Source organism: Pseudomonas marginalis (assembly GCF_001645105.1).
Taxonomy (GTDB): Bacteria; Pseudomonadota; Gammaproteobacteria; order Pseudomonadales; family Pseudomonadaceae; genus Aquipseudomonas; species Aquipseudomonas petroselini.
Genome location: NZ_LKEG01000040.1, coordinates 17,327 through 38,661 on the forward strand (window position 1 = coordinate 17,327; position 21,335 = coordinate 38,661).

Below are 21,335 nucleotides of genomic sequence, written 5' to 3' on the forward strand. Positions count from 1 at the left end.
AGTATTTAAGTCAACTATAAGACCTAGTGCTTTAGTCGGGATTACCCGTAAAAAGGGCGCGCGAATCATAGCAGGATGGGGTGGGGACGAACAGCGGGGATAAGGCCAAGCAGGAATCTCAACCCCTATGGAGATCGTCATGTGGGAGGGGGCTTGCCCCCGATGACAGTGCAGCAGCCAATAAATCTGTGGCTGACACACCGCTATCGGGGGCAGCCCCCTCCCACAGGGGTCCTGTGGTGGTGACGAGACCTCAGCCTGCCTTGGTAGCCGCGTCGTCCTTGATTTCGGCGAAGTCTTCTTCGCGCAACTCAGGCAGATCTTTCGCACAGTACGAACTGCCCAGATCCTTCAGCGCGCCGCACATGCCGTCCAACTTGCCGTCCACCGCCTGCAGATGGTCGAGCAACTGGCCGATGGCGCGGGCCACCGGGTCGGGCATGTCTTCGCTGACACCATAGGCATCGAAACCGATTTTCTCGGCCATGGCCTTGCGCTTGGCTTCTTGCTCGTCGCCGACCTCCGGCTTGACGATGATGCGACCCGGAATACCCACCACGGTTGCGCCAGGCGGCACAGCCTTGGTCACCACCGCATTCGAGCCCACCTTGGCACCGGCGCCGACGGTGAAGGGGCCGAGCACCTTGGCGCCCGCCCCTACCACTACGCCATTTTCCAGCGTTGGGTGACGCTTGCCTTTGTTCCAGCTGGTGCCGCCCAGGGTCACACCCTGATAAAGCGTCACGTCATCGCCAATCTCGGCAGTCTCGCCGATCACGATGCCCATGCCATGGTCGATAAAAAAGCGACGACCGACCTTGGCCCCTGGGTGAATCTCGATCCCGGTCAACCAGCGACCAAAGTTCGACACCACGCGCGCCAGCCACTTCCAACCCATGCCCCACAGGGCGCCGGACAGGCGATGGATCCAGATCGCATGCATGCCCGGGTAGCAGGTCAGCACTTCAAAGGCATTGCGCGCCGCCGGGTCACGGTGGAAAACACTTTGGATATCTTCTCGCAAACGCTCGAACATTTTTAATCCTTCCGCTTAAGAAGCTCGCCACGGGCCGCTTTCTGGGTTTCCGTGAGGATGCCACGCAATATATTCATTTCTGCCCGGCTGACCGAGCTACGCCCGTACAGGCGGCGCAGGCGCGCCATCAAGTGCCGTGGTTTTTCCGGATCGAGGAATTCGATGGCCACCAGGGTTTGTTCCAGGTGCTCATAAAACCGCTCCAGCTCGTCCATCGTGGCCAATTCGCCACTTTTGGTCGACGCCACTTCATCCTTCTCGACCTTGCTTGGCTGCCCTTCAGCGGCCAGCCAGGCCATGCGCACTTCGTAACTCAACACCTGCACCGCTGCCCCGAGGTTCAGTGAACTGAAGTCAGGGTCTGATGGAATGTGCACGTGATAATGACATCGCTGCAGCTCTTCATTGGTGAGGCCGGAGTCTTCACGGCCAAACACCAGGGCGATTTCAGCGCCGCCGGCCGCCTCTTCCACCACTTTGGTGCCGCATTCGCGCGGATCCAGCAGCGGCCAGGGGATGCGGCGGTCGCGCGCACTGGTGCCGAGTACCAGGTTGCAGCCGACCAGGGCGTCTTCCAGGGTGGCGACGACCTGGGCTTTTTCCAGGATGTCATTGGCGCCGGACGCACGGGCGTCAGCCTCGTGGTGCGGGAACAGACGCGGTTCGACCAGCACCAGGCGCGTCAGCCCCATGTTCTTCATGGCTCGCGCCACCCCGCCGATGTTGCCGGGATGACTGGTATTGACCAAGACGACACGAATGTTTTGCAGCAAGGGAGGCGCTCTCGGACACGGGAAAGGGGAGCAAATCTTACAGAACAGCCTAAGGTTATGCCATGAAAGCTAACGTCGTCCTTCACCTGAAGAAAGTTTCTGCTAGAATGCTCGGCTTTCTTTAACAACCTTAGGTGACACATCCATGCAGCCCATGCTGAATATCGCGCTGCGCGCCGCCCGCAGCGCCAGTGAATTGATCTTCCGCTCCATCGAGCGCCTGGATACCATCAAGGTCGACGAAAAAGACGCCAAGGATTACGTATCCGAGGTGGATCGCGCCGCCGAACAGAAAATCATCGACGCTCTGCGCAAGGCCTACCCTACCCACGGCATCCTCGGCGAAGAAACCGGTATGCACAAAGGCAGCGGCGAAGGCGAAGACTACCTGTGGATCATCGACCCACTGGATGGCACCACCAACTTCCTGCGCGGCATCCCGCACTTTGCCGTGAGCATCGCGTGCAAATACCGTGGCCGCCTGGAACACGCCGTTGTGCTGGACCCCGTCCGCCAGGAAGAATTCACCGCCAGCCGTGGCCGTGGCGCCCAACTCAATGGTCGCCGCCTGCGCGTCAGCGGTCGTACCAGCCTGGACGGCGCCCTGCTGGGTACCGGTTTCCCGTTCCGTGACGACCAGATGGACAACCTGGAAAACTACCTGGGCATGTTCCGCGCCCTGGTTGGCCAGACCGCCGGCATCCGTCGCGCTGGCGCGGCAAGCCTGGACCTGGCGTACGTGGCTGCCGGTCGTTTTGATGCGTTCTGGGAGTCGGGCCTGTCCGAGTGGGACATGGCTGCAGGCGCGCTGCTGATCCAGGAAGCAGGCGGCTTGGTGAGCGACTTCACCGGCGGTCACGACTTCCTTGAAAAAGGCCACGTGGTTGCCGGCAACACCAAATGCTTCAAGGCAGTACTGACGGCGATCCAGCCGCACCTGCCGGCTTCGCTGAAGCGTTAAGCGAGCAGGCACAAAAAAGCACCCCAAGGGGTGCTTTTTTTATGCCTGGGATTTGAGGTTTGCCGCGACTCCAGCAACAACACAAATCAACTGTGGGAGGAGGCAAGCCCCTCCCACATTTTGAACTCACACAATTTTTTGCATCTGTACCAGGCGTGGGATTACTGCTGGTTCTGGCCCAGCACCAAGCGGCCTTCCTTGTCGATCGGAATCTGGCCGCCTGGATCACGATCCATACGCACCGAACCTTCCTTGCCATCCAAGGTGTAACGCACGTCATAACCGACAACCTTGTCGCTGATGTCGTTGACGGTGTTACAACGGGTTTGCGTGGTGGTGTAGGTATCGCGGTTCTGCATACCTTCCTGAACCTTGTTACCGGCATAACCGCCACCGACCGCACCAGCTACGGTAGCCAGCTTCTTACCATTACCGCCACCGACCTGGTTACCCAATAGGCCACCGGCCAGTGCACCGACCACCGTACCGACGATCTGGTGCTGATCCTGCACGGGCTTCTGCCGAGTCACGGCGACGTCCTTGCAGACCTCACGCGGCGTTTTAATCTGGGTTTTCACCGGCTGCACCGCCAGCACTTGCGCATACTCAGGGCCGCTTTTTACCAGGCTGTAGGTGGCAACAGCACCCCCGGCAGTCACACCGACAGCACCCAATACCGCACCAACCAGTAACGACTTGTTCACGTTGAACCTCCTGACCATCACAAACGGACCGAACGATCCGCGCTATACCCAGCCTTGGAGCAAAAAAAAAGGCACGAGTTCAATCCTCGTGCCTTCTTTGTAACAGCAAGTCAACGACACCCCATCAAGGGCGGTCGTCGACCTCCTTGCCGGTAGCGGCAGGAGGGATCAAGTCTTCGCTGCTGAGGTTCAGCCAGATCAGCACCACGTTGGCGATGTAGATCGACGAGTAGGTACCCGCCAGCACGCCGATAAACAGCGCCAGGGAGAAGCCCCACAGGTTGTCGCCACCGAAGATCATCAGTGCCGCAATCGCCAGCAAGGTGGAGATCGACGTCGCCATGGTCCGCAGCAGGGTCTGGGTGGTGGAGATGTTGATGTTCTCGACCAACGTTGCCTTGCGCAGTACCCGGAAGTTCTCACGAACCCGGTCGAATACCACGATGGTGTCGTTGAGGGAGTAACCAATGATCGCCAGCACCGCCGCCAGTACAGTCAGGTCGAAGGTAATCTGGAAATACGCCAGGATACCCACGGTCACGATCACGTCGTGGATCAGCGACACAATGGCGCCGACACCGAACTTCCACTGAAAGCGGAACGCCAGGTAGATCATGATGCCGACCAGCGCCATCAGCATGCCGAGGCCGCCCTGGTCGCGCAGCTCTTCACCGACTTGCGGGCCCACGAACTCGACGCGCTTGACCGACGCCGGATTGTCGCCGCCGACCTTCTGCAAGGCCTCGGCAACCTGGTGCCCCAGTTGCGGGTCTTCGCCAGGCATACGCACCAGCAGGTCGGTGGTGGCACCGAAGCTCTGCACCACGGCCTCGTGGTAGCCGGCCTTGACCAGCTCGCTGCGCACCAGGGTAACGTCGGCCGGCTTCTCGTAGGTCAGCTCGATGAGCGTACCGCCGGTGAAGTCCAGCCCGTAGTTCAGGCCCTTATGGAACCAGCTGAACAACGCCAGAACGGTAAGGAGCACGGTGACGCCGAACGCAATGTTGCGAACGCCCATGAAGTTGATTGTACGTAACATGGCAGCCCCTTAAATCCACAACTTCTTGAAGTCACGCCCGCCAAAGATCAGGTTGACCATTGCGCGGGTCACCATGATGGCCGTGAACATCGAGGTAAAGATACCGAGGGACATGGTTACCGCAAAACCTTTGACCGGGCCGGTGCCCATGGCAAAGAGAATCCCGCCGACCAGCAATGTGGTCAGGTTGGAGTCGAGAATCGCGGTAAATGCCCGGCCGAAGCCTTCGTTGATTGCGCGCTGTACGGTCATGCCCGCGGCGATCTCTTCACGGATCCGCGAGAAGATCAGTACGTTGGCGTCCACCGCCATACCCATGGTGAGTACGATACCGGCGATGCCTGGCAGGGTCAGCGTAGCACCCAGCAGCGACATCAAGGCCAGCAGCATCACCATGTTGCCCGCCAGGGCCACGGTGGCGATGATGCCGAAGAAGCGGTAGATGGCGATGATGAACAGCGACACAAACAGCATGCCCCACAAGGCTGCATCAACACCCTTGGTGATGTTGTCCGCACCCAGGCTCGGGCCGATGGTACGTTCTTCAGCGAAGTACATCGGCGCAGCCAGGCCGCCAGCACGCAGCAGCAAGGCCAGTTCCGAGGACTCGCCCTGGCCGTTCAGGCCAGTGATACGGAATTGAGCACCCAGCGGCGACTGGATGGTCGCCAGGCTGATGATCTTCTTCTCTTCCTTGAAGGTCTGTACCGGCACGTCTTTCTCGACGCCGTTGACCATCTGCTTGGTGTAGGTGGTCACCGGGCGTTGCTCGATGAAGATCACCGCCATGCTACGACCGACGTTGCTGCGCGTGGCGCGGCTCATCAGTTCGCCGCCATGGCCATCCAGGCGGATGTTCACTTCAGGTGTACCGTGCTCGCCGAAACCGGCCTTGGCGTCAGTTACCTGGTCACCGGTGATGATCAAGCCACGCTCGATCAACGCAGGAGGACGGTTGCCTTCACGGAACTCAAACTCTTCGGAAGTGGCGCGGGTAGCACCCGGCTCAGCCGCCAAGCGGAATTCCAGGTTGGCGGTTTTACCGAGGATACGCTTGGCTTCAGCGGTGTCCTGTACGCCCGGCAGCTCAACCACGATGCGGTTGGCGCCCTGGCGCTGAACGATCGGCTCGGCCACACCCAGCTCGTTGACGCGGTTACGGACCGTGGTCAAGTTCTGCTTGATCGAGTATTCACGGATTTCCGCGATCTTCGCCGGGCTCATCGCCAGACGCAGTACAGCCTGGCCATTGAGGTCAGCCGGTACGATGTCGAAATCGTTGAAGTTCTTGCGGATCAGCGCACGGGCCTGTTCGCGGGAAGCTTCGTCAGCGAAGCCCAACTGGATGGCACCGTTGAGCTGCGGCAGGCTGCGATAACGCAGCTTTTCTTTACGCAGCAGGCTCTTCACGTCGCCTTCGTAGACTTTCAGGCGCGCGTCGAGGGCTTTGTCCATGTCGACTTCCAGCAGGAAGTGCACACCACCGGACAAGTCCAGACCCAGCTTCATCGGGTGCGCGCCAATGCTGCGCAGCCAGGCGGGTGTGGTCTGTGCCAGGTTGAGCGCGACCACGTAGTCGTCGCCCATGGCCTTGCGCACGACATCTTTGGCCGGCAATTGGTCTTCTTGCTTGGTCAGGCGCAACAAGCCGCCCTTCGCATCAGCTGCCAATGTTGCCGCTTTAACCTGGATACCGGCATCGGTCAGCGCTTTGCTCGCGCGTTCCAGGTCAGCCTGATTGACTTGCAGCGAAGTGCTGGCGCCCGTGATCTGGATCGCAGGGTCATCAGGATAGAGATTGGGAGCGGAATAAATAAAACCGATCGCCAGCACCGCCAGGATCAGTACGTATTTCCACAGAGGGTATTTGTTCAGCATCACGCCGCCCGCTTATAACGCGGGGCGCCTTGCGCGCCCCGTCGATTGGTAAAGGTTGTTACTTAGATCGCTTTCAGCGTGCCTTTAGGCAGCGTGGCGGCGATGGCGCCTTTCTGGAACTTCATTTCGACGGTGTCAGAGACTTCCAGCACCACGAAAGCATCGGAAACCTTGGTGATCTTGCCGGCGATGCCGCCGGTGGTCACAACTTCGTCACCTTTCTGCAGGCTGCCCAGCAGGTTTTTCTGCTCTTTGGCGCGCTTGGCCTGTGGACGCCAGATCATCAGGTAGAAGATAACCAGGAAACCGACCAGGAAAATCCACTCGAAACCACCGCCCATAGGGCCGGCAGCAGCAGGCGCAGCGGCATCAGCCATGGCGTTAGAGATAAAAAAGCTCATTTAGCACTCCAGTTGCAAATAGTGAATCTTAGGGTCGGAAAACTCAGTCCAAGGGCGGCACAGGGAGCCCGCGCTTGGCATAGAAGGCATCGACGAAGGCGGCCAATGTACCCTGTTGAATAGCCTCGCGCAAACCAGCCATCAGGACTTGGTAGTGACGCAAATTGTGGATGGTATTCAACATGCTACCCAGCATTTCCCCGCACTTGTCCAGATGGTGCAGATAAGCACGGGAGAAGTTCTGGCAGGTGTAGCAGTCACAGGTGGGATCCAGCGGCGAATCATCATGGCGATGGAACGCGTTACGGATCTTCAGCACGCCTGTATCGATGAACAGATGCCCATTGCGGGCATTACGGGTTGGCATCACGCAATCGAACATGTCCACACCGCGGCGCACACCCTCTACGAGATCTTCCGGTTTGCCAACGCCCATAAGGTAACGAGGTTTGTCTGCAGGCATCAGGCCCGGCAGGTAATCCAGCACCTTGATCATCTCGTGCTTGGGCTCGCCCACCGACAGACCGCCGATGGCCAGGCCGTCAAAACCGATTTTGTCGAGGCCTTCCAACGAGCGTTTACGCAAGCTTTCGTGCATGCCGCCCTGGACGATGCCGAACAGCGCCGCCGTGTTGTCGCCATGGGCATTCTTCGAACGCTGAGCCCAACGCAGGGACAACTCCATGGAAATCCGCGCGACGTCTTCGTCAGCCGGATACGGCGTGCACTCGTCGAAAATCATCACGATGTCGGAGCCCAGGTCGCGCTGCACCTGCATCGACTCTTCCGGGCCCATGAACACCTTGGAACCGTCCACCGGCGAGGCGAAGGTCACGCCCTCCTCCTTGATCTTGCGCATGGCGCCCAGGCTGAACACCTGGAAACCACCCGAGTCGGTCAGGATCGGGCCTTGCCACTTCATGAAGTCATGCAGGTCGCCATGCTTCTTGATCACTTCCGTGCCCGGGCGCAGCCACAGGTGGAAGGTGTTGCCGAGGATGATCTCGGCGCCGGTGGCGACGATGTCACGTGGCAGCATGCCTTTGACAGTGCCGTAAGTGCCCACGGGCATGAACGCCGGGGTCTCGACGGTGCCGCGCGGGAACGTCAGGCGACCACGACGGGCTTTGCCGTCAGTGGCGAGCAATTCAAACGACATACGACTCATAGTTGTTCCTCTGGGCCGCGTGGCGCCGGATTACGGGTGATAAACATCGCATCACCGTAGCTGAAAAAACGGTACCCATTGTCGATGGCGGCTTGATAAGCGGCCATGGTCTCGGGATAACCGGCAAATGCCGACACCAGCATCAACAGCGTGGATTCCGGCAAATGGAAGTTGGTGACCAGGCAATCGACCACATGGAACGGCCGGCCTGGGTAGATAAAGATATCGGTGTCGCCACTGAACGGCTTGAGCACGCCATCACGCGCCGCACTCTCCAGCGAGCGCACGCTGGTGGTACCCACCGCAACCACCCGCCCGCCGCGCGCCTTGCACGCCTCAACCGCATCCACGACGTCCTGGCTGACTTCCAGCCACTCGCTGTGCATATGGTGGTCTTCGATGTTATCCACACGCACCGGCTGAAACGTGCCGGCCCCCACGTGCAGGGTCACATAGGCGGTCTCGACGCCCTTGGCTGCAATCGCATCCAGCAGCGGCTGGTCGAAATGCAGCCCGGCAGTCGGTGCGGCGACGGCACCCAGACGCTGGGAGTACACCGTCTGATAGCGCTCGCGGTCCGAGTCTTCGTCGGGGCGGTCTATATAAGGAGGCAACGGCATATGGCCGACGCGCTCCAGCAACGGCAACACCTCTTCGGCGAACTTGAGCTCGAACAGCGCATCATGCCGCGCCACCATCTCGGCTTCGCCACCGCCATCGATCAAGATCGAAGAGCCCGGTTTCGGCGACTTGCTGGAGCGCACATGGGCCAGCACACGATGGCTGTCCAGCACCCGTTCCACCAGAATTTCCAGCTTGCCGCCGGAAGCTTTCTGGCCAAACAGCCGCGCCGGAATCACCCGGGTATTGTTGAACACCATCAAGTCGCCTGGGCGCAAATGCTCAAGCAAATCAGTGAATTGACGGTGTGCGAGGGCACCGCTCACCCCGTCCAGGGTCAGCAGTCGACTGGCGCGACGCTCGGCCAAAGGGTGGCGAGCGATCAGCGAATCAGGGAGCTCAAAAGTAAAGTCAGCAACGCGCATGATGGGGTTCGTCTAGCAGGGCCGGGAAGTCTAGCGGAAATAGTCAAAATTGACCATGAAACGTGATTGACCAACGGTAATCTCATCTCTATACTTCGCCGCCATTGAGCCCTGATGGCGGAATTGGTAGACGCGGCGGATTCAAAATCCGTTTTCGAAAGGAGTGGGAGTTCGAGTCTCCCTCGGGGCACCATCTTAAAAAAAGACCTTGAAATTCAAGGTCTTTTTTTTCGTCTGTCAAAAAGTGGGTGGTCAGAGGACTCACTGCTTAGCGCCCACTATCAAGCTCAAACACAATCCCCTGTGGGAGCTGGCTTGCCTGCGAAGACGCAAGCCCAAACACCCTCAAACTACGTGCCTCCCCCCCTCCCCCGCGTCACCCTCTGCCAACACCCCATTCGGCAACATCCCATTCGCCACATCATCCACCACCGCCTTCGCCATCTCCCCCAAATAATGCGCCGCCCAGGCATAGCGATCTGCGCTTGTGTCCATTGCTGCATGCAATGCCAGCATTTCTGAGCGGTGGAGAAGTTCGGAGGCCGCCGCATCGGTGCGTCTGCATGCGTGGCTGGCCGAACGCGGCGGCGCCGGTAACTTCGAGGGCGATGCGATTTTGGCGCGGTTGCGCCAGGTCATCGAGCGTTTTTGGGAAAGCCGCTTTACCCGCAGGGAATCTGCCGCCGCCAAGATTGATGAACACGGTCCACGCACGATTGATCGGTTGGGCTTTGGCATGACGATGGAACACGGCATGGGCGATGCCCTGCACACCACCAACACCTGCTACGTGCTGCCTGAAGTCTGAGGGCCGAGATCTTCAAGGGCATGAATATCAGCGCGGTGAAGACGGCTCCAGGAACGGATGAAGACGAGGCCAACCCCGCTTGACGGCATGCCTGCTGATAGAGGTAGTGCCGGCTCATTACCGGCCTCGCCAGCCGTTCGACAACCATCCCTATCAACCGCAGTACCTAGAGACAATACAGATGAACGCTATCCAAGAACTGAAAGACTGCCGCGACACACTGCCCCTCGAAATGGAGAGCAGTCAGCGGGACCTGGCGCCCTTCGAGGAAGCGCTGGAAAGCCCGGAGGTTATCCAGCAAGGCCGTCAACGGGCAGTGCAAAATGAGATCAACGATCGCAAAAGACGCATTGACTCACGAGATCATGAGATCTATCGCCTGAATTAAAAAAATCGATCGCCTCGACGCTCTGGCGAACCGTGAGAGCTTGGCTGCGGGTTACCTCAGCGGCATTGCGAACTGGAAAGCCGACTGATGGAGCTTAACGAAAAGCGCAGCAGCATCGAGACTAGGTTGCAGCAAGTCCGCCAGAGCGATCAGGAAGACATGGCAAAGGCTCGACAAACTGAAACGGACGAAGCCACCGCTTATGCGCAGGCTGTCGCCTGGGGCGATGTGGAAGGCGAGAAAGCGGCAAACGCCGAAGCTCAAAAGGCAGCAAAAAACCTTACGGCGGCGGTTGAGCATCACCGCCGCCAACAGTTGCTCATCAGCGCACTGGAGCAGGAGCTTGTGACGATTGATCTGCACATCGCGGATGCACAAAAAGAACGCGCCAAGATCGAGAGCAAAGCGGCTCACCTGGCGAACACTGTGCTGGAAGAACAATGGAACGAGGCAGCGAAAGCACTGCTGGAGAGCGGCGGCAAGCTGTGGGCTGCACGACAACTGATTAGTCAAGACCCGATTGCACTGATGAAGCTGGATATCCCTGAACAGGGCGAGCACTTCGGAAGCTGGACCTGGCGAGAACTCGTGGATCGCTCACTTCAGCACAGCCTGCTTGACCTACTGGCGGCGTAACCTAAAACCTCCCCGAAGCAACCAGCAAAGGCGGTTGCTTTGGGCCCACCTCGGTCTAACCATGAATAAACCACCACAAAACAGCGCTCAGATGCCTGATTACTGATTACCTAAAGGCCCGAAAGCTGCATTTGAACGGAACAATTGCCGGTATGGCTGGAGTGAAAAAGCTCTACGCAAGAGCAAACAAAGACACCAAGGTTGAAACGCTCACGATTGATGCAATCAAGGCAGAGCTTGATTTCATTGACCTTCAACTCAAAAGAAAGGACGGGTAATTGAGAAGCGGAAGCCTAAGCAGCTTCCGCATAGCTAAATCCCTTCTTCACAAGCAAGGGTTCAGATTTGTTCGGCTTTCGGCCTGTGGCGCCTGAGAGCTTATGACCACGTCCGGCCAAAAGCGGATAACCTGATTACAGGTAATCCACCCGTTTCTTACTCGGCACTTGAGGCTAAGAGCTCCTCCACTTGATCAAGGAACACAGCCAGATTGCCGTCGCCGCCCCTCCCCGACCGCCATTCGTCCATCGGTCTAACCATCGCTAACTCGCGGGTGCCCAACGACAGTCGCTCAAGTTCGTTGTCAGTAATACCGCGCTCACGCAAGTAGTACTCACTCCAACGGGCAAAGGTCAGTATCCACATCGATACCACTAAAGCATCGTGCCATCTTGTCCAATCGGAAGTGCTAGCGAGAGGCTGCCGCACGATCCGTTGCTGCCGCCTCAAGATCTTCCACATCTCTTTCAGACAGCCCTGCTGCCTCTCGTGGCCGCTATAGGCAAAGAGAAAAGCAGCTGTGTTGGTCATCTGCCCCTCACGTGAAAGCTCAAACAGCCTTGACTGATTTTTAAGCTTTGGCTCCAGTAAACTCGTCAGTTCCTGAACCCAGATACCGCAGGCATCGTCGGTATTTGCGCGATCATTTTGCAGCAAGGGGAAAATCACATCCTGAGGGAGCCACGGCTCGGCCCAAGTTAGGCGCCGCATATGTCCGCGCATGGAGTCGACTATATGCCTTAGTTCTTTGCCAGAGATGTTCGCTGCCAGTACTCCATCGAGTGCCTCGATTAGGCCTTTGTATATCTCACCTTTATCTGGTCTCCCGGCTGCGTGGCAAATCATCCAGCCTAGAGCTCGCACCCGTTCGTCGTACGAAAAATCGGACACCAACTGCAGTACGCTGTCGAGCCCCCCAGAGTTTTCCAACTTCATCTCAATTGCGTTAAGTCCCATCCATTGCAGCAGACCGCTACTGCTATGGACGAGCCGACGCTGTTGCACCTCACTGATTTGGAACTGCAGTGACAGTGCAATTTCGTTGATGACCTGGCTTAAGAGCGACAGCCTCAATGCATCAGAATCTTGCGGCTCCATCGGTACGTCGACCATCTGCGTCTCAGCAATTTCCAGCAGAGCGTCTGAGGCATACCACCAAAGAAATTTAATGGTGAAATACTCCGCCCAGGTTAGAGCTGCATACTTTGTTGCATGAAAAAAGTGGTGTGGTTGATAAGAGCTGCGTAGCAAGGTCTCAACCGGCTCATGAAAGAACCGAGTGTCTGCCACAGCCAATTCCTCATCCACCCGCTCATACGTTCGGTTGAACGATGAATTAAGGAACTGTACCAAGCGCTCCAGAATGCCGCGCTCGGATTCGAGTTCATGAAAGTGGCCGTCCTCAGTGCGTGAATGTGCTAGCAACTCGCCGACCACCTCCCAAGTTGCTGTGAAGCCTTCTAAATTGCCAGTCTGCCGCTCTAGGCAATTGCGCAGGCTTTCCGTCTCAGGCAGGGCGAGCGAGTCCCCCTTGAGTATGTTCAGTGTCACCATCCGTTCCCTCAACGGATCGCCACTCAACCCTTGTAGTGATGGTTCTCCGGCCCATACGCTTAGTACGTCACCTGCCTGGGGCTTTTCTAAGAAGCGCATTGGTTCATAACGGCGCGGTGCCACTGGCAACGCCGAGGAGTCGAATAGAATCCGCATGGAAGGATTCCCGGTTTCGCCCTCAGACAGTACGGCCTCCGCTTCCCGTAACAGCACGGACTTGTATTGTTCAACCTGCAGCAGTACATCCGATGGAATTGGAGTAACCAGTAAGGGGTAGTTTTCGGCGGCTTTCTGAAACGAGTTGGATAGATTGAAGCCCGCGACCGGTAGCCCATCTGATCCCATGATTAAAATGTAGCGGTCATGCAGCCGGCCTTCCTTAAGCCCGTAGATACGTAGCTTGACCCGCGCCATGAGATGGCGGTTCTGTTCGCAATTTGCCAGCAAGTTATTAACACCTTCCTGGCCTGTCTTATCGGACTTGCGACGTAGGGGTTTATCTTCCTTGATGGGCTTTGGAAGGGATCTGAAAACGATGTAGTCAGTCTGCTGTGCTGCACAGATCAATACCAATCCCAAACCGGCGGAGTCGAAATACGGATCGAAGATAATCACCTGATGCTGCTGGTATTTGGTTAGCAGCGTCTTGAACCACTCCACAAACTGCAGCCGTCCCTCACCACTGCCTTGGCTAACACGTTGGAAAAAACGCCCCTCTGATTTAGGTGGATGGAGCCGCGTAAACAAAGCTGCGAGGTAGCGGTTAGCCGGGACCCAAGGATCCGCCTCACGCCCGCCTACACGGCTGGCGAGATCCTTATTTCCGCGACTGATCGTCAGGGCAGCTTTCACCCGGGGGGACGTGGCGGGGCGAGTAGTTCTTTCTAGCCAATCGAACTTGACTGGGTTGGCTCCTTGACCCACCGCATGCCCCTGAAAATGAATCTCTCTAACGTATCCGACTCCCCATCGGCAACACAGCGTGCTCCCGCGAGGAGGGTCATCATGAATGCCGAAAACCTCTAGTTCTGTGCCGTCGACCCTGGCGTGCAACTGGTCGCCCAGAACGAACTTGCACTCAAATATTCCTTCTGCATCACGTTCCGCAGTGATGATATTTGAGTAGACGATTTGGTCGCCGTTCGTGACTTTCAGGTGGAGTTGGAAGCCTTTGAAGTGCGGTATCTGAGCCGGGTTGAAGCGGGCAATCAAGGCACGAGGTGTATCAACCCAGGTAACGCTCAGTAAGCACCGCTCTAGGTCGTCCAGCGCAGGAAACACAAGCAGCTCAAGATCGCCAAACCTGACGGTATCAGGCCCTCCAAAGTCGAGGCCTGTATCTGCGCTCAGGTGTTTCAATACTGATTCGGTCAAGGCGACATCGTAGCCCTGCCCCAGATGCAACAGCGCCCCCTTGTCTCTCTGAGAGATCGATGCACTGAAAGCACCAGAGCCACCGTGAGGGCTGGAGAGTGAATGGCGGTCATGCGCATCTCTATTGAGCAGATAGGCTACGGGTCGATAAACCAGATCATCTGCAGCGAGTGCGGTCGTGCCGAACCGCGCTTTTAATTGGTCCGCTAGCCCAATATTCAGGTTTTCGCTGACTGTTGAGATGGAGTGGCCGACGCTTAATTGTCGTAGAAGCTCCGCACAGTGGACGCTGCTTACGTACAGGTTGAGCCGGACCACCTGAGCCTGGAACAACCCGAAGTCCTGAAGTTTATTGTCGTCGCTGTATGACCAGCTATCACTGGAGTAACTGTAGGGGAGCAAGCGGCCATAGACGATGCGATTTTCGATCTGTTGCTCGGACCTGATCTGCAGGATCCAAAGCTGCAATGCACAGTGGCGAGCATCCGTTGAAAACAGCCGCGCCAGCCGATCATCGTTGAGCAGGTCATCTAGCGTAGGAGCCATTGATTCCTTTCGAGTATCTTTCCGTATTCTCATGTGAACTCCAACGCTGGAATTAGCCACCTTGAGGGAGATTTATCGACGTCCGCGAACATCGAGCTCAATCCCCCATGTTTGTAGGGACCGCGCACATATCAGATGACTCACTAGATTGTCGGCGCGGAGACTCAAAGTCTGAGTCGGTGCCAACAGTATCCTGTTCACCTCAGGTCGGCACCGGCTATAAGCAGATGTCCACTTCTGGCCCAGAGGGTGTAAAAACGCTTCGTAAAAATTGAAATGCGCGCGTCTACGTTGAATCTGACATTTATCTGCACGTCAGCAGATATGCATTTCACGCAAATGCGCGATTTCCATTCCGATTTTGAGTACCCGTCGCGCTCGAAAACGTTTTTACACAGCCTCGGCCGTTTTCAGCCGGTCGCGACAGGCAGTAATCGGCCGATTCTGTTGAAAACAGTCGGCCATGGTTTCCACGGCAGAAAAATATGCGTTTAAGATTGAAATCTCTACTTTGAGCAGAGGGTTCAGGGCTCAGATTTCGCGTAGCTGCGCGCAAAAAAGACATTTTCATCAGTCAGTACATGCGCAGCCTGGAAGGACCGACTTTTTCAACACAATCGGCCAAAAGCAGTCACTAACACCTGAGAATTAAGCCAAGCCGCGGAGCTGTGTCGGCTTGAATGAATTGTCAGCCCACGGCCGTTCCAGCTGGGATCCAAAGATCATCGCCCTCAACATCATAGGTGCGCTGCTCGCAGCCACCGCCTTTGCAGCGGACATAGGAAAGAATACGGATCGCGCCATCGCTGTGCGCCACCAACCAGTAGTAAGCATAACCATCATTTGAAAACTCGATATCTGGCCAAACTTCGATACTGGGATGAAATGCGCTAAGGCGAGAGAACACTTCCGTCGATTTAATCATGGGTATGTCGGACATACTCTTTCCTGCGGTTAATTGTTTTGGGGTTCAAATTGGCCGAGTATTAAAAATATCATTAAAAGCGTGCCTCAGGTTGAACACCTTCCGCGTGCTTCGTCTAGGTGCGCAAAATACTAGTCAGACCAAAATTAATTTTATGGCGCCGGCGGCACTTAGTTCGATCATGCGCCGATAAGCGTCCGCTTTTGGCCGGTTAAAGGTTGGGTGAAAACCGTGGGCCCCGATCCCGCCATGTATGGCACCCACACAATGAGACGTACCAAGACATCATTGATTTATCGCAAGACAAAGAACCTGCGGGCGGTTCAGTTGCTGCTCGGCCATACGAAACTGGAGAGCACTGTTCGATACCTGGGGATTGAGGTCGATGACGCCGTGGAAATGGAGGAACAGACTGAGGTTTGACCATGAATAGCGACGGTCGAGGTCAGGCCGTCGCTAACCGACCCAGAGCAGCCCTTCTGGGAGGGCAAAAAAACGGCCTCCAGGAGAGTTCTATTAATTTCCGACGCGAACGTCCAAGCCTTTACGGTAATGCTTTGTTCTAATTATCCGTTTCTTGACCGCCATAAATATTATTGCGCGAGATCAATGATGTCTGCTGCCATTGGATGGCGCACTGACGCAATGCGACCTCCAGCGGTTGCTCCACTATATATGCTCCAAATATTCTATGGAGACCTCTCCGCCGATGTAAGGGCCGTCACCACTACAATCCATTGCCGGCTCGTCAAAATTAACCCAGGCACTCGTGATAACTCTTTCTTTGCCAGCAATAGTTCGCTGAGCACTAGTGAATGCAACCTCGCTTTCCAAAAGCTCCTTTTACAAATTCTGGTGGTAACGAAACCACTCCAACTCCACCATTCGGCCACCACAAGTGCGGCTTAATTTTTATTCTATCACCATCTTTAAACTTCATTTATTTTGGACCATGTTGCCGACTTTGATTTTCCATTTACCATTCGGCTAATGGGCGGGCTTTAATCCGTCCCAGTGAGCATGGCCAACGATTTTAGCGCATTTTTATGTCTTGCTGTTTTCCGCTAATCTTGCTGGTCAAAAATGGTGCGCATGAATGGTTAAGTCGAATGCACAGGAAGGCGAGCCCGTGCAATGCCCTACCGGTGATCCGAAAATGGAGGAGAGAAAATTCTGAATCGCCCCTGATTTTGTAGAGTATTGAATGACTGCTTCTGGCCGATTCTGTTGAAAAAGTCGGATTTTCAGATCGCCTAAACTCAGGCACGACCACCACTGGAGAGCCTACTCACCACATTGAGTGGTTTTTCGGCCCTTCGTTGACCGTTGCTGCTCTGTTATTTGGTTAATTTGAGGTTTTTTGCTTGGTGCAGGCGCACCTATCCCGTGACTGGTGGCCCTTGAGATGAAAATTTGGCCAGCCGTCGTAGGTTCTGCACCGCAGCGGCCAGCGTGAATTCATCCGTCGCGCCACTCATGCCACGAAGTCGCAAGCGATCCAATTTCAGGATGCGTTTGAGGTGGGCAAACAACATTTCGACCTTTTACGTTCGTGGCGAGAGCGCTGATACGCCGGAGTTGCTGCAATGCGCCGGGCCGTATCCCGAGCAGCTTCATGGACGCTGCGGGCGATCTTACGAAACGCAGTGTTCGGGCAGCACTTGGTTTTCATCGGACACGTCGCGCAGTCGGTCTGTCTGGATCGGAAGATGATGGTGTTGGCTTTGGTGACGTGTGAGCGCTCATTTTTGAAGGCTCGCCATTCGCTGCGCAATGGGTTGCCGGCCGGGCAGGAGTACTCCTCAGCCTCGTCATTCCAGTGGAAATCGTTGCTCGAATAACTGTCGTTCTTGCGCTCGGTTTTGTCCCACACCGGCACATGCGGTTCGATATCTTTCTCTTCCACCATCCAGGCCAACATCGGTGCTGTGCCATATGCGGTGTCACCGATTAAGCGATCCGGTTTGATGTCGAACAACTCTTCGACTCGATCAATCATGGTTTTGGTGCTCTCGACCTCGGCCGTTCGATGAGCCGGTGTCGGTTCTACATCCATGATCACGCCATGCTCGACATCAATCAGGTAGTTCGTGGAATAGGCGAAAAACGCTGGGCCACCCGGGGCGGCCGTCCAACGGGCTAAAGGATCAGTCAGCGATAAGCGCTTGGGAAGAGCTTCAGCGAGCGCCTCCTCATCGAGTGCTTCGAGGTATTCACGGACAGCACGAGTGCTCAGAGACGGGTCGCGCCAGTTGATCTCTTCATCGCTAGGCGCTCCATGTTGCCGACTCGCGTCCGCCTTGATGATGCTGGCGTCCACGGCAAAGCCTTCGCCCTTGACCAGACCCGCGTCCATGCAGCGATGCAGCACTTCATTAAAAAACCAGCGAAACAGATCGCTGTCCCGGAAACGGCCGTGTCGATTCTTGGAAAACGTAGAGTGATTAGGTACTTCATCCTCAAGGCTCAACCGGCAGAACCAGCGATACGCCAAGTTCAAATAAGCCTCTTCACACAAGCGCCGTTCGGAGCGAATGCCATAGCAATAGCCCACGACTAGCATGCGGATCATCAACTCAGGATCAATCGAAGGACGTAAGCGGCCAGCGAACACACCTTCAGAAATCCGGAATTAAGGGCGATGGTGTCCGCCTATTTTTAAGCGGACGCGATCACCCTTATCGCCAGGATTTCCATGCGCCAACGAAGCTCCTATCCCAAACCCTTCAAGGCCCAGGTCGTACAGGAATGCCTGAAACCCGGTGCCTCAGTTTCCAGCGTCGCCATCAGCCACGGCATCAATGCCAACGTGATTCGCAAGTGGCTGCCGATTTACCGTGATAAACCCGTCGCGCCACTTCCCGCGTTTGTACCGCTGCAACCGATGCCTAAACGGCACGCTGATGAAGCTGTGGTCATCGCACTGCCGCTGGCCGACAAATCCATCACGGTCAAATGGCCCATCTCCGACCCGGACGGCTGCGCACGTTTTATCCGCAGCCTCTCGCAATGATACGCATCGACGCCATCTGGCTAGCCACCGAGCCCATGGACATGCGCGCCGGCACCGAAACTGCGTTGGCCCGCGTGGTCGCTGTGTTCGGTGCGGCGAAGCCGCACTGCGCTTATCTGTTCGCCAACCGCCGGGCCAGCCGGATGAAGGTGCTGGTGCACGATGGCGTGGGCATCTGGCTTGCCGCGAGGCGTTTGAACCAAGGCAAGTTTCACTGGCCTGGCACTCATCGCGGCTTGGAAGTCGGGCTCGACGCTGAACATTTTCAAGCGCTGGTGCTCGGTTTGCCATGGCAGAGAGTTGGCGCTAACGGCGTAATTACAGTGATTTAGCCTTGCTTTTCAGCTGTGGCAGGTGGATCGCTTTGGTAAAATCCACGGCATGACTTCCTCGCCCAATCTCGACCAAATGACACCCGAACAACTGCGCGCACTCGCTGCGCAGTTGCTGTCGAAGGTCGACACCATGGGCCGAAAAATCCATCGTGACGAGACGATCATCGAGCAGCTCTCTCACGAGATTGCCATCCTCAAGCGCCACAAGTTCACCAAGCGCAGCGAGCAGATCAGCCCAGCGCAAGGCAGCTTGCTGGATGACTTGCTCAACACCGACCTTGAAGCTATCGAGGCAGAACTGAACACGCTTCGTCCCGCCTCAGCATCGGACGAAACCCGCCAAAAGCCCAAGCGCACGCCGCTGCCGCCGCAGTTCCCACGTACCGTCATTTGTCACGAGCCAGAGAACACCCAGTGTGACTGCGGGTGCTAGCTTCAGCGCATCGGCGAAGACGTCAGCGAGAAGCTGGATTACACACCTGGCGTGTTTACCGTTGAGCAGCACGTACGTGGAAAGTGGGCCTGCCGCCAGTGCGAAACACTGATCCAAGCACCGGTGCCAACCCAGGTGATCGACAAGGGTATCCCGACCGCAGGCCTGCTGGCGCATGTGATGGTAGCCAAATTCGCTGATCATCTGCCGCTGTACCGGCAAGAAAAGATCTTTGGCCGTGCAGGCCTGGCGATCCCGCGTTCAACGCTGGCTCAGTGGGTGGGCCAAACTGGCGTACAGCTACAACCGCTGGTGGATGCACTGCGCGAAGCGGTGCTGGCTCAGCGAGTCGTGCATGCCGATGAAACGCCGGTGCAGATGCTGGCGCCCGGAGAGAAGAAAACGCATCGAGCTTATGTCTGGGCTTATTGTACGACGCCGTTCTCGGCCCTCAAGGCGGTGGTCTACGACTTCAGCCCCAGCCGCGCCGGCGAACATGCGCGCAACTTCTTGGGCACTTGGAACGGCAAGCTGGTCTGTGATGACTTCGCGGGTTACAAGGCCAGCTTCGACCTGGGCATCACCGAAATCGGCTGCATGGCGCATGCCCGCCGTAAGTTCTTCGATCTGCATGTGGCGAATAAAAGCCAGTTGGCCGAGCAAGCGTTGCACTCAATCGGCGGGCTGTACGAAGTCGAACGGCAGGTCAAAGACATGAGCGATGAAGAACGATGGCGATTACGCCAAGAAATAGCGGTGCCCATAGCACAGAAGTTACATGAGTGGATGCTGGCTCAGCGCGACCTCGTGCCCAAAGGCTCGGCCACGGCCAAGGCTCTGGATTATAGCTTGAAACGCTGGGTAGCGCTGACGCGCTAGTTGGATGACGGTGCCGTACCCATCGACAACAATCCGGTAGAGAACACGATCAGGCCATGGGCGCTTGGGCGCTCCAATTGGTTGTTCGCCGGGTCTCTGTGCAGTGGCAAACGAGCGGCAGCGATCATGAGTCCAATCCAGTCGGCACGCATGAACGGGCATGATCCGTACGCGTATCTCAAGGATGTACTGGCGCGATTGCCGACGCAGAAAGCTAGTGAGATCGAGCATCTACTGCCGCATCAGTGGATGCCTGGCTGATCTAGGCAAGGCGTATTCCCCGTACGCTTACAAACAGCCTACCGACGTAGGCTGTTTAAAACCCCATCAGGACAAAGATCATGATCACTCCAACACATAGCAGTGCCAACTGGACAGACACCTTGAAGGCGCGCAAAAGCCACTTGGCCGCGCTGATGAAAATTGTGGACATAAAAATCGGCAAGATTTCGAATGTTCAGACACTGACGGTCAACTTGATCAAGAACGAAATGAGCTACATCGAAGACCAGTTGAAGGGGCGAAAGTGAGCTGAACTTCGTGCTGTAATACACTTCAGATAGATATCGCTAAAACACAACAAAAGGAATGCACATGTCCAAACTTGCCGAATACCGCCAGCTTGAAAAACATCTCGCCGAACAGCTCCAGGCTTTGGAAGCACTGAAGAGCGATGGCGCGTTGAAAAAAGAGATCGAGTTCGAGACCAAGCTGCGCGAATTGCTCGACCATTACGGCTTTAGCCTCAAGCACATCATCAACCTGCTGGATCCGCAAAGCACGAAGCGCGCTTCAATGCCGGCGGCACCAGGCAAACGTAAACCTCGTCAAACGAAGGTCTACAAGAACCCGCACACCGGTGAAGTGGTTGAAACCAAAGGCGGCAATCACAGGACGCTGAAGGAGTGGAAAATCAAGCACGGCGCCGACGAGGTAGAGAGCTGGCAGGCAAAATAACACCCGATGAGAAAAGGCCTCGATTGAGGCCTTTTTTCTTTATCCTAATCAGCTATTTTTTCCAACATGCAGTAATCAATGATCCACTTACACTCCTGCTCCGTGAGTCGTTCGATTTGACGAATCTTCACTTCATTGGCGTGGTTTTTTAAAACTTCACCTGAAAGGTCGGATGCTTCTTGATAAACAGAACGGTTCGAGC

At 56.4% G+C, this 21,335-nt stretch carries 16 protein-coding genes, 1 tRNA gene and 6 pseudogenes; 11 read left to right on the forward strand and 12 right to left on the reverse strand.

Going from position 1 to position 21,335, the window contains the following annotated elements:
• Positions 1–253: 253 nt before the first annotated feature.
• Together cysE and trmJ are read right to left on the reverse strand one after the other, a co-directional pair.
• Entirely contained in the window at positions 254–1,036 is a 783-nt protein-coding gene (gene cysE / locus AO064_RS14480) for a serine O-acetyltransferase (RefSeq protein WP_064053764.1), read from the reverse strand.
• A 2-nt stretch (positions 1,037–1,038) separates the two neighbouring features.
• Positions 1,039–1,809 carry a tRNA (cytosine(32)/uridine(32)-2'-O)-methyltransferase TrmJ gene (trmJ, locus tag AO064_RS14485; protein WP_064053765.1) on the reverse strand — a complete coding sequence of 257 codons (771 nt, stop codon included), beginning with the start codon at positions 1,807–1,809 and terminating at the stop codon, positions 1,039–1,041.
• 145 nt (positions 1,810–1,954) lie between these two features.
• Here trmJ and suhB point away from each other — a divergent pair, with 145 nt between their 5' ends.
• Positions 1,955–2,770 carry a type III secretion system regulator SuhB gene (gene suhB, locus AO064_RS14490; protein WP_015885749.1) on the forward strand — a complete coding sequence of 272 codons (816 nt, stop codon included), beginning with the start codon at positions 1,955–1,957 and terminating at the stop codon, positions 2,768–2,770.
• Positions 2,771–2,931: 161 nt separating this feature from the next.
• Here the strand turns inward: suhB and AO064_RS14495 are convergent, their stop codons facing one another.
• The 6 genes from AO064_RS14495 to queA all read right to left on the reverse strand — a co-directional run bounded on the left by AO064_RS14495 (position 2,932) and on the right by queA (position 9,006).
• Complete coding sequence (locus tag AO064_RS14495) at positions 2,932–3,474, reverse strand: glycine zipper 2TM domain-containing protein (RefSeq protein WP_064053766.1); 543 nt, start codon at positions 3,472–3,474, stop codon at positions 2,932–2,934.
• Between the two features lie 124 nt (positions 3,475–3,598).
• The gene (gene secF, locus AO064_RS14500; RefSeq protein WP_064053767.1) at positions 3,599–4,513 is read right to left on the reverse strand and encodes a protein translocase subunit SecF; all 915 of its coding nucleotides are present in this window, start codon (positions 4,511–4,513) and stop codon (positions 3,599–3,601) included.
• A 9-nt stretch (positions 4,514–4,522) separates the two neighbouring features.
• Positions 4,523–6,391 carry a protein translocase subunit SecD gene (gene secD / locus AO064_RS14505; RefSeq protein WP_043205853.1) on the reverse strand — a complete coding sequence of 623 codons (1,869 nt, stop codon included), beginning with the start codon at positions 6,389–6,391 and terminating at the stop codon, positions 4,523–4,525.
• A 62-nt stretch (positions 6,392–6,453) separates the two neighbouring features.
• Complete coding sequence (yajC, locus tag AO064_RS14510) at positions 6,454–6,792, reverse strand: preprotein translocase subunit YajC (RefSeq protein ID WP_003175975.1); 339 nt, start codon at positions 6,790–6,792, stop codon at positions 6,454–6,456.
• Positions 6,793–6,835: 43 nt separating this feature from the next.
• Positions 6,836–7,951 carry a tRNA guanosine(34) transglycosylase Tgt gene (gene tgt / locus AO064_RS14515; RefSeq protein ID WP_003175976.1) on the reverse strand — a complete coding sequence of 372 codons (1,116 nt, stop codon included), beginning with the start codon at positions 7,949–7,951 and terminating at the stop codon, positions 6,836–6,838.
• A 5-nt stretch (positions 7,952–7,956) separates the two neighbouring features.
• Positions 7,957–9,006 carry a tRNA preQ1(34) S-adenosylmethionine ribosyltransferase-isomerase QueA gene (gene queA / locus AO064_RS14520; RefSeq protein WP_064053768.1) on the reverse strand — a complete coding sequence of 350 codons (1,050 nt, stop codon included), beginning with the start codon at positions 9,004–9,006 and terminating at the stop codon, positions 7,957–7,959.
• A 108-nt stretch (positions 9,007–9,114) separates the two neighbouring features.
• Here queA and AO064_RS14525 point away from each other — a divergent pair.
• A tRNA-Leu gene (locus tag AO064_RS14525) sits at positions 9,115–9,199 on the forward strand.
• Positions 9,200–9,351: 152 nt separating this feature from the next.
• Here the strand turns inward: AO064_RS14525 and AO064_RS14530 are convergent.
• Positions 9,352–9,549 (reverse strand): annotated as a pseudogene (locus AO064_RS14530) (DUF3077 domain-containing protein); the annotation flags it as partial.
• A 1-nt stretch (position 9,550) separates the two neighbouring features.
• Between AO064_RS14530 and AO064_RS14535 the strand changes: the two are divergent.
• The 3 genes and pseudogenes from AO064_RS14535 to AO064_RS31500 form a co-directional block, all read left to right on the forward strand.
• Positions 9,551–9,897: pseudogene (locus AO064_RS14535) on the forward strand (DUF927 domain-containing protein); the annotation flags it as partial.
• A gap of 98 nt (positions 9,898–9,995) precedes the next feature.
• Positions 9,996–10,838, forward strand: a pseudogene (locus AO064_RS14540) (chromosome segregation protein SMC).
• Positions 10,839–10,990: 152 nt separating this feature from the next.
• Positions 10,991–11,116, forward strand: a complete 126-nt coding sequence (locus AO064_RS31500; protein ID WP_279615283.1) for a hypothetical protein — start codon at positions 10,991–10,993, stop codon at positions 11,114–11,116.
• Between the two features lie 157 nt (positions 11,117–11,273).
• Here AO064_RS31500 and AO064_RS14550 read toward each other — a convergent pair whose 3' ends face one another.
• Both AO064_RS14550 and AO064_RS14555 read right to left on the reverse strand, forming a co-directional pair.
• The gene (locus tag AO064_RS14550; RefSeq protein WP_082893939.1) at positions 11,274–14,624 is read right to left on the reverse strand and encodes a VPA1262 family protein; all 3,351 of its coding nucleotides are present in this window, start codon (positions 14,622–14,624) and stop codon (positions 11,274–11,276) included.
• Positions 14,625–15,279: 655 nt separating this feature from the next.
• Entirely contained in the window at positions 15,280–15,531 is a 252-nt protein-coding gene (locus tag AO064_RS14555; RefSeq protein ID WP_064053771.1) for a hypothetical protein, read from the reverse strand.
• A 195-nt stretch (positions 15,532–15,726) separates the two neighbouring features.
• On the opposite strand from AO064_RS14555, the pseudogene AO064_RS30270 reads away from it, so the two are divergent.
• Positions 15,727–15,939: pseudogene (locus AO064_RS30270) on the forward strand (site-specific integrase); the annotation flags it as partial.
• Positions 15,940–16,895: 956 nt separating this feature from the next.
• On the opposite strand, the pseudogene AO064_RS14560 reads toward AO064_RS30270, so the two are convergent.
• Positions 16,896–18,112 (reverse strand): annotated as a pseudogene (locus tag AO064_RS14560) (transposase); the annotation flags it as partial.
• Positions 18,113–18,211: 99 nt separating this feature from the next.
• Between AO064_RS14560 and tnpA the strand changes: the two are divergent.
• From tnpA to AO064_RS14590, 5 genes and pseudogenes are all read left to right on the forward strand, one after another.
• The gene (gene tnpA / locus AO064_RS14565; protein WP_064053772.1) at positions 18,212–18,529 is read left to right on the forward strand and encodes an IS66-like element accessory protein TnpA; all 318 of its coding nucleotides are present in this window, start codon (positions 18,212–18,214) and stop codon (positions 18,527–18,529) included.
• Positions 18,526–18,861 (forward strand): IS66 family insertion sequence element accessory protein TnpB, encoded by a 336-nt coding sequence (gene tnpB / locus AO064_RS31285; RefSeq protein WP_064053773.1) that lies wholly within the window; start codon positions 18,526–18,528, stop codon positions 18,859–18,861. Before tnpA ends, tnpB begins: the two co-directional genes overlap by 4 nt.
• Positions 18,862–18,910: 49 nt before the next feature.
• Positions 18,911–20,437 (forward strand): annotated as a pseudogene (gene tnpC, locus AO064_RS30275) (IS66 family transposase).
• Positions 20,438–20,517: 80 nt separating this feature from the next.
• Positions 20,518–20,706 (forward strand): hypothetical protein, encoded by a 189-nt coding sequence (locus AO064_RS14585; protein ID WP_064053775.1) that lies wholly within the window; start codon positions 20,518–20,520, stop codon positions 20,704–20,706.
• Between the two features lie 64 nt (positions 20,707–20,770).
• The gene (locus tag AO064_RS14590) at positions 20,771–21,133 is read left to right on the forward strand and encodes a histone-like nucleoid-structuring protein, MvaT/MvaU family (RefSeq protein WP_064053776.1); all 363 of its coding nucleotides are present in this window, start codon (positions 20,771–20,773) and stop codon (positions 21,131–21,133) included.
• Positions 21,134–21,335 lie beyond the last annotated feature (202 nt).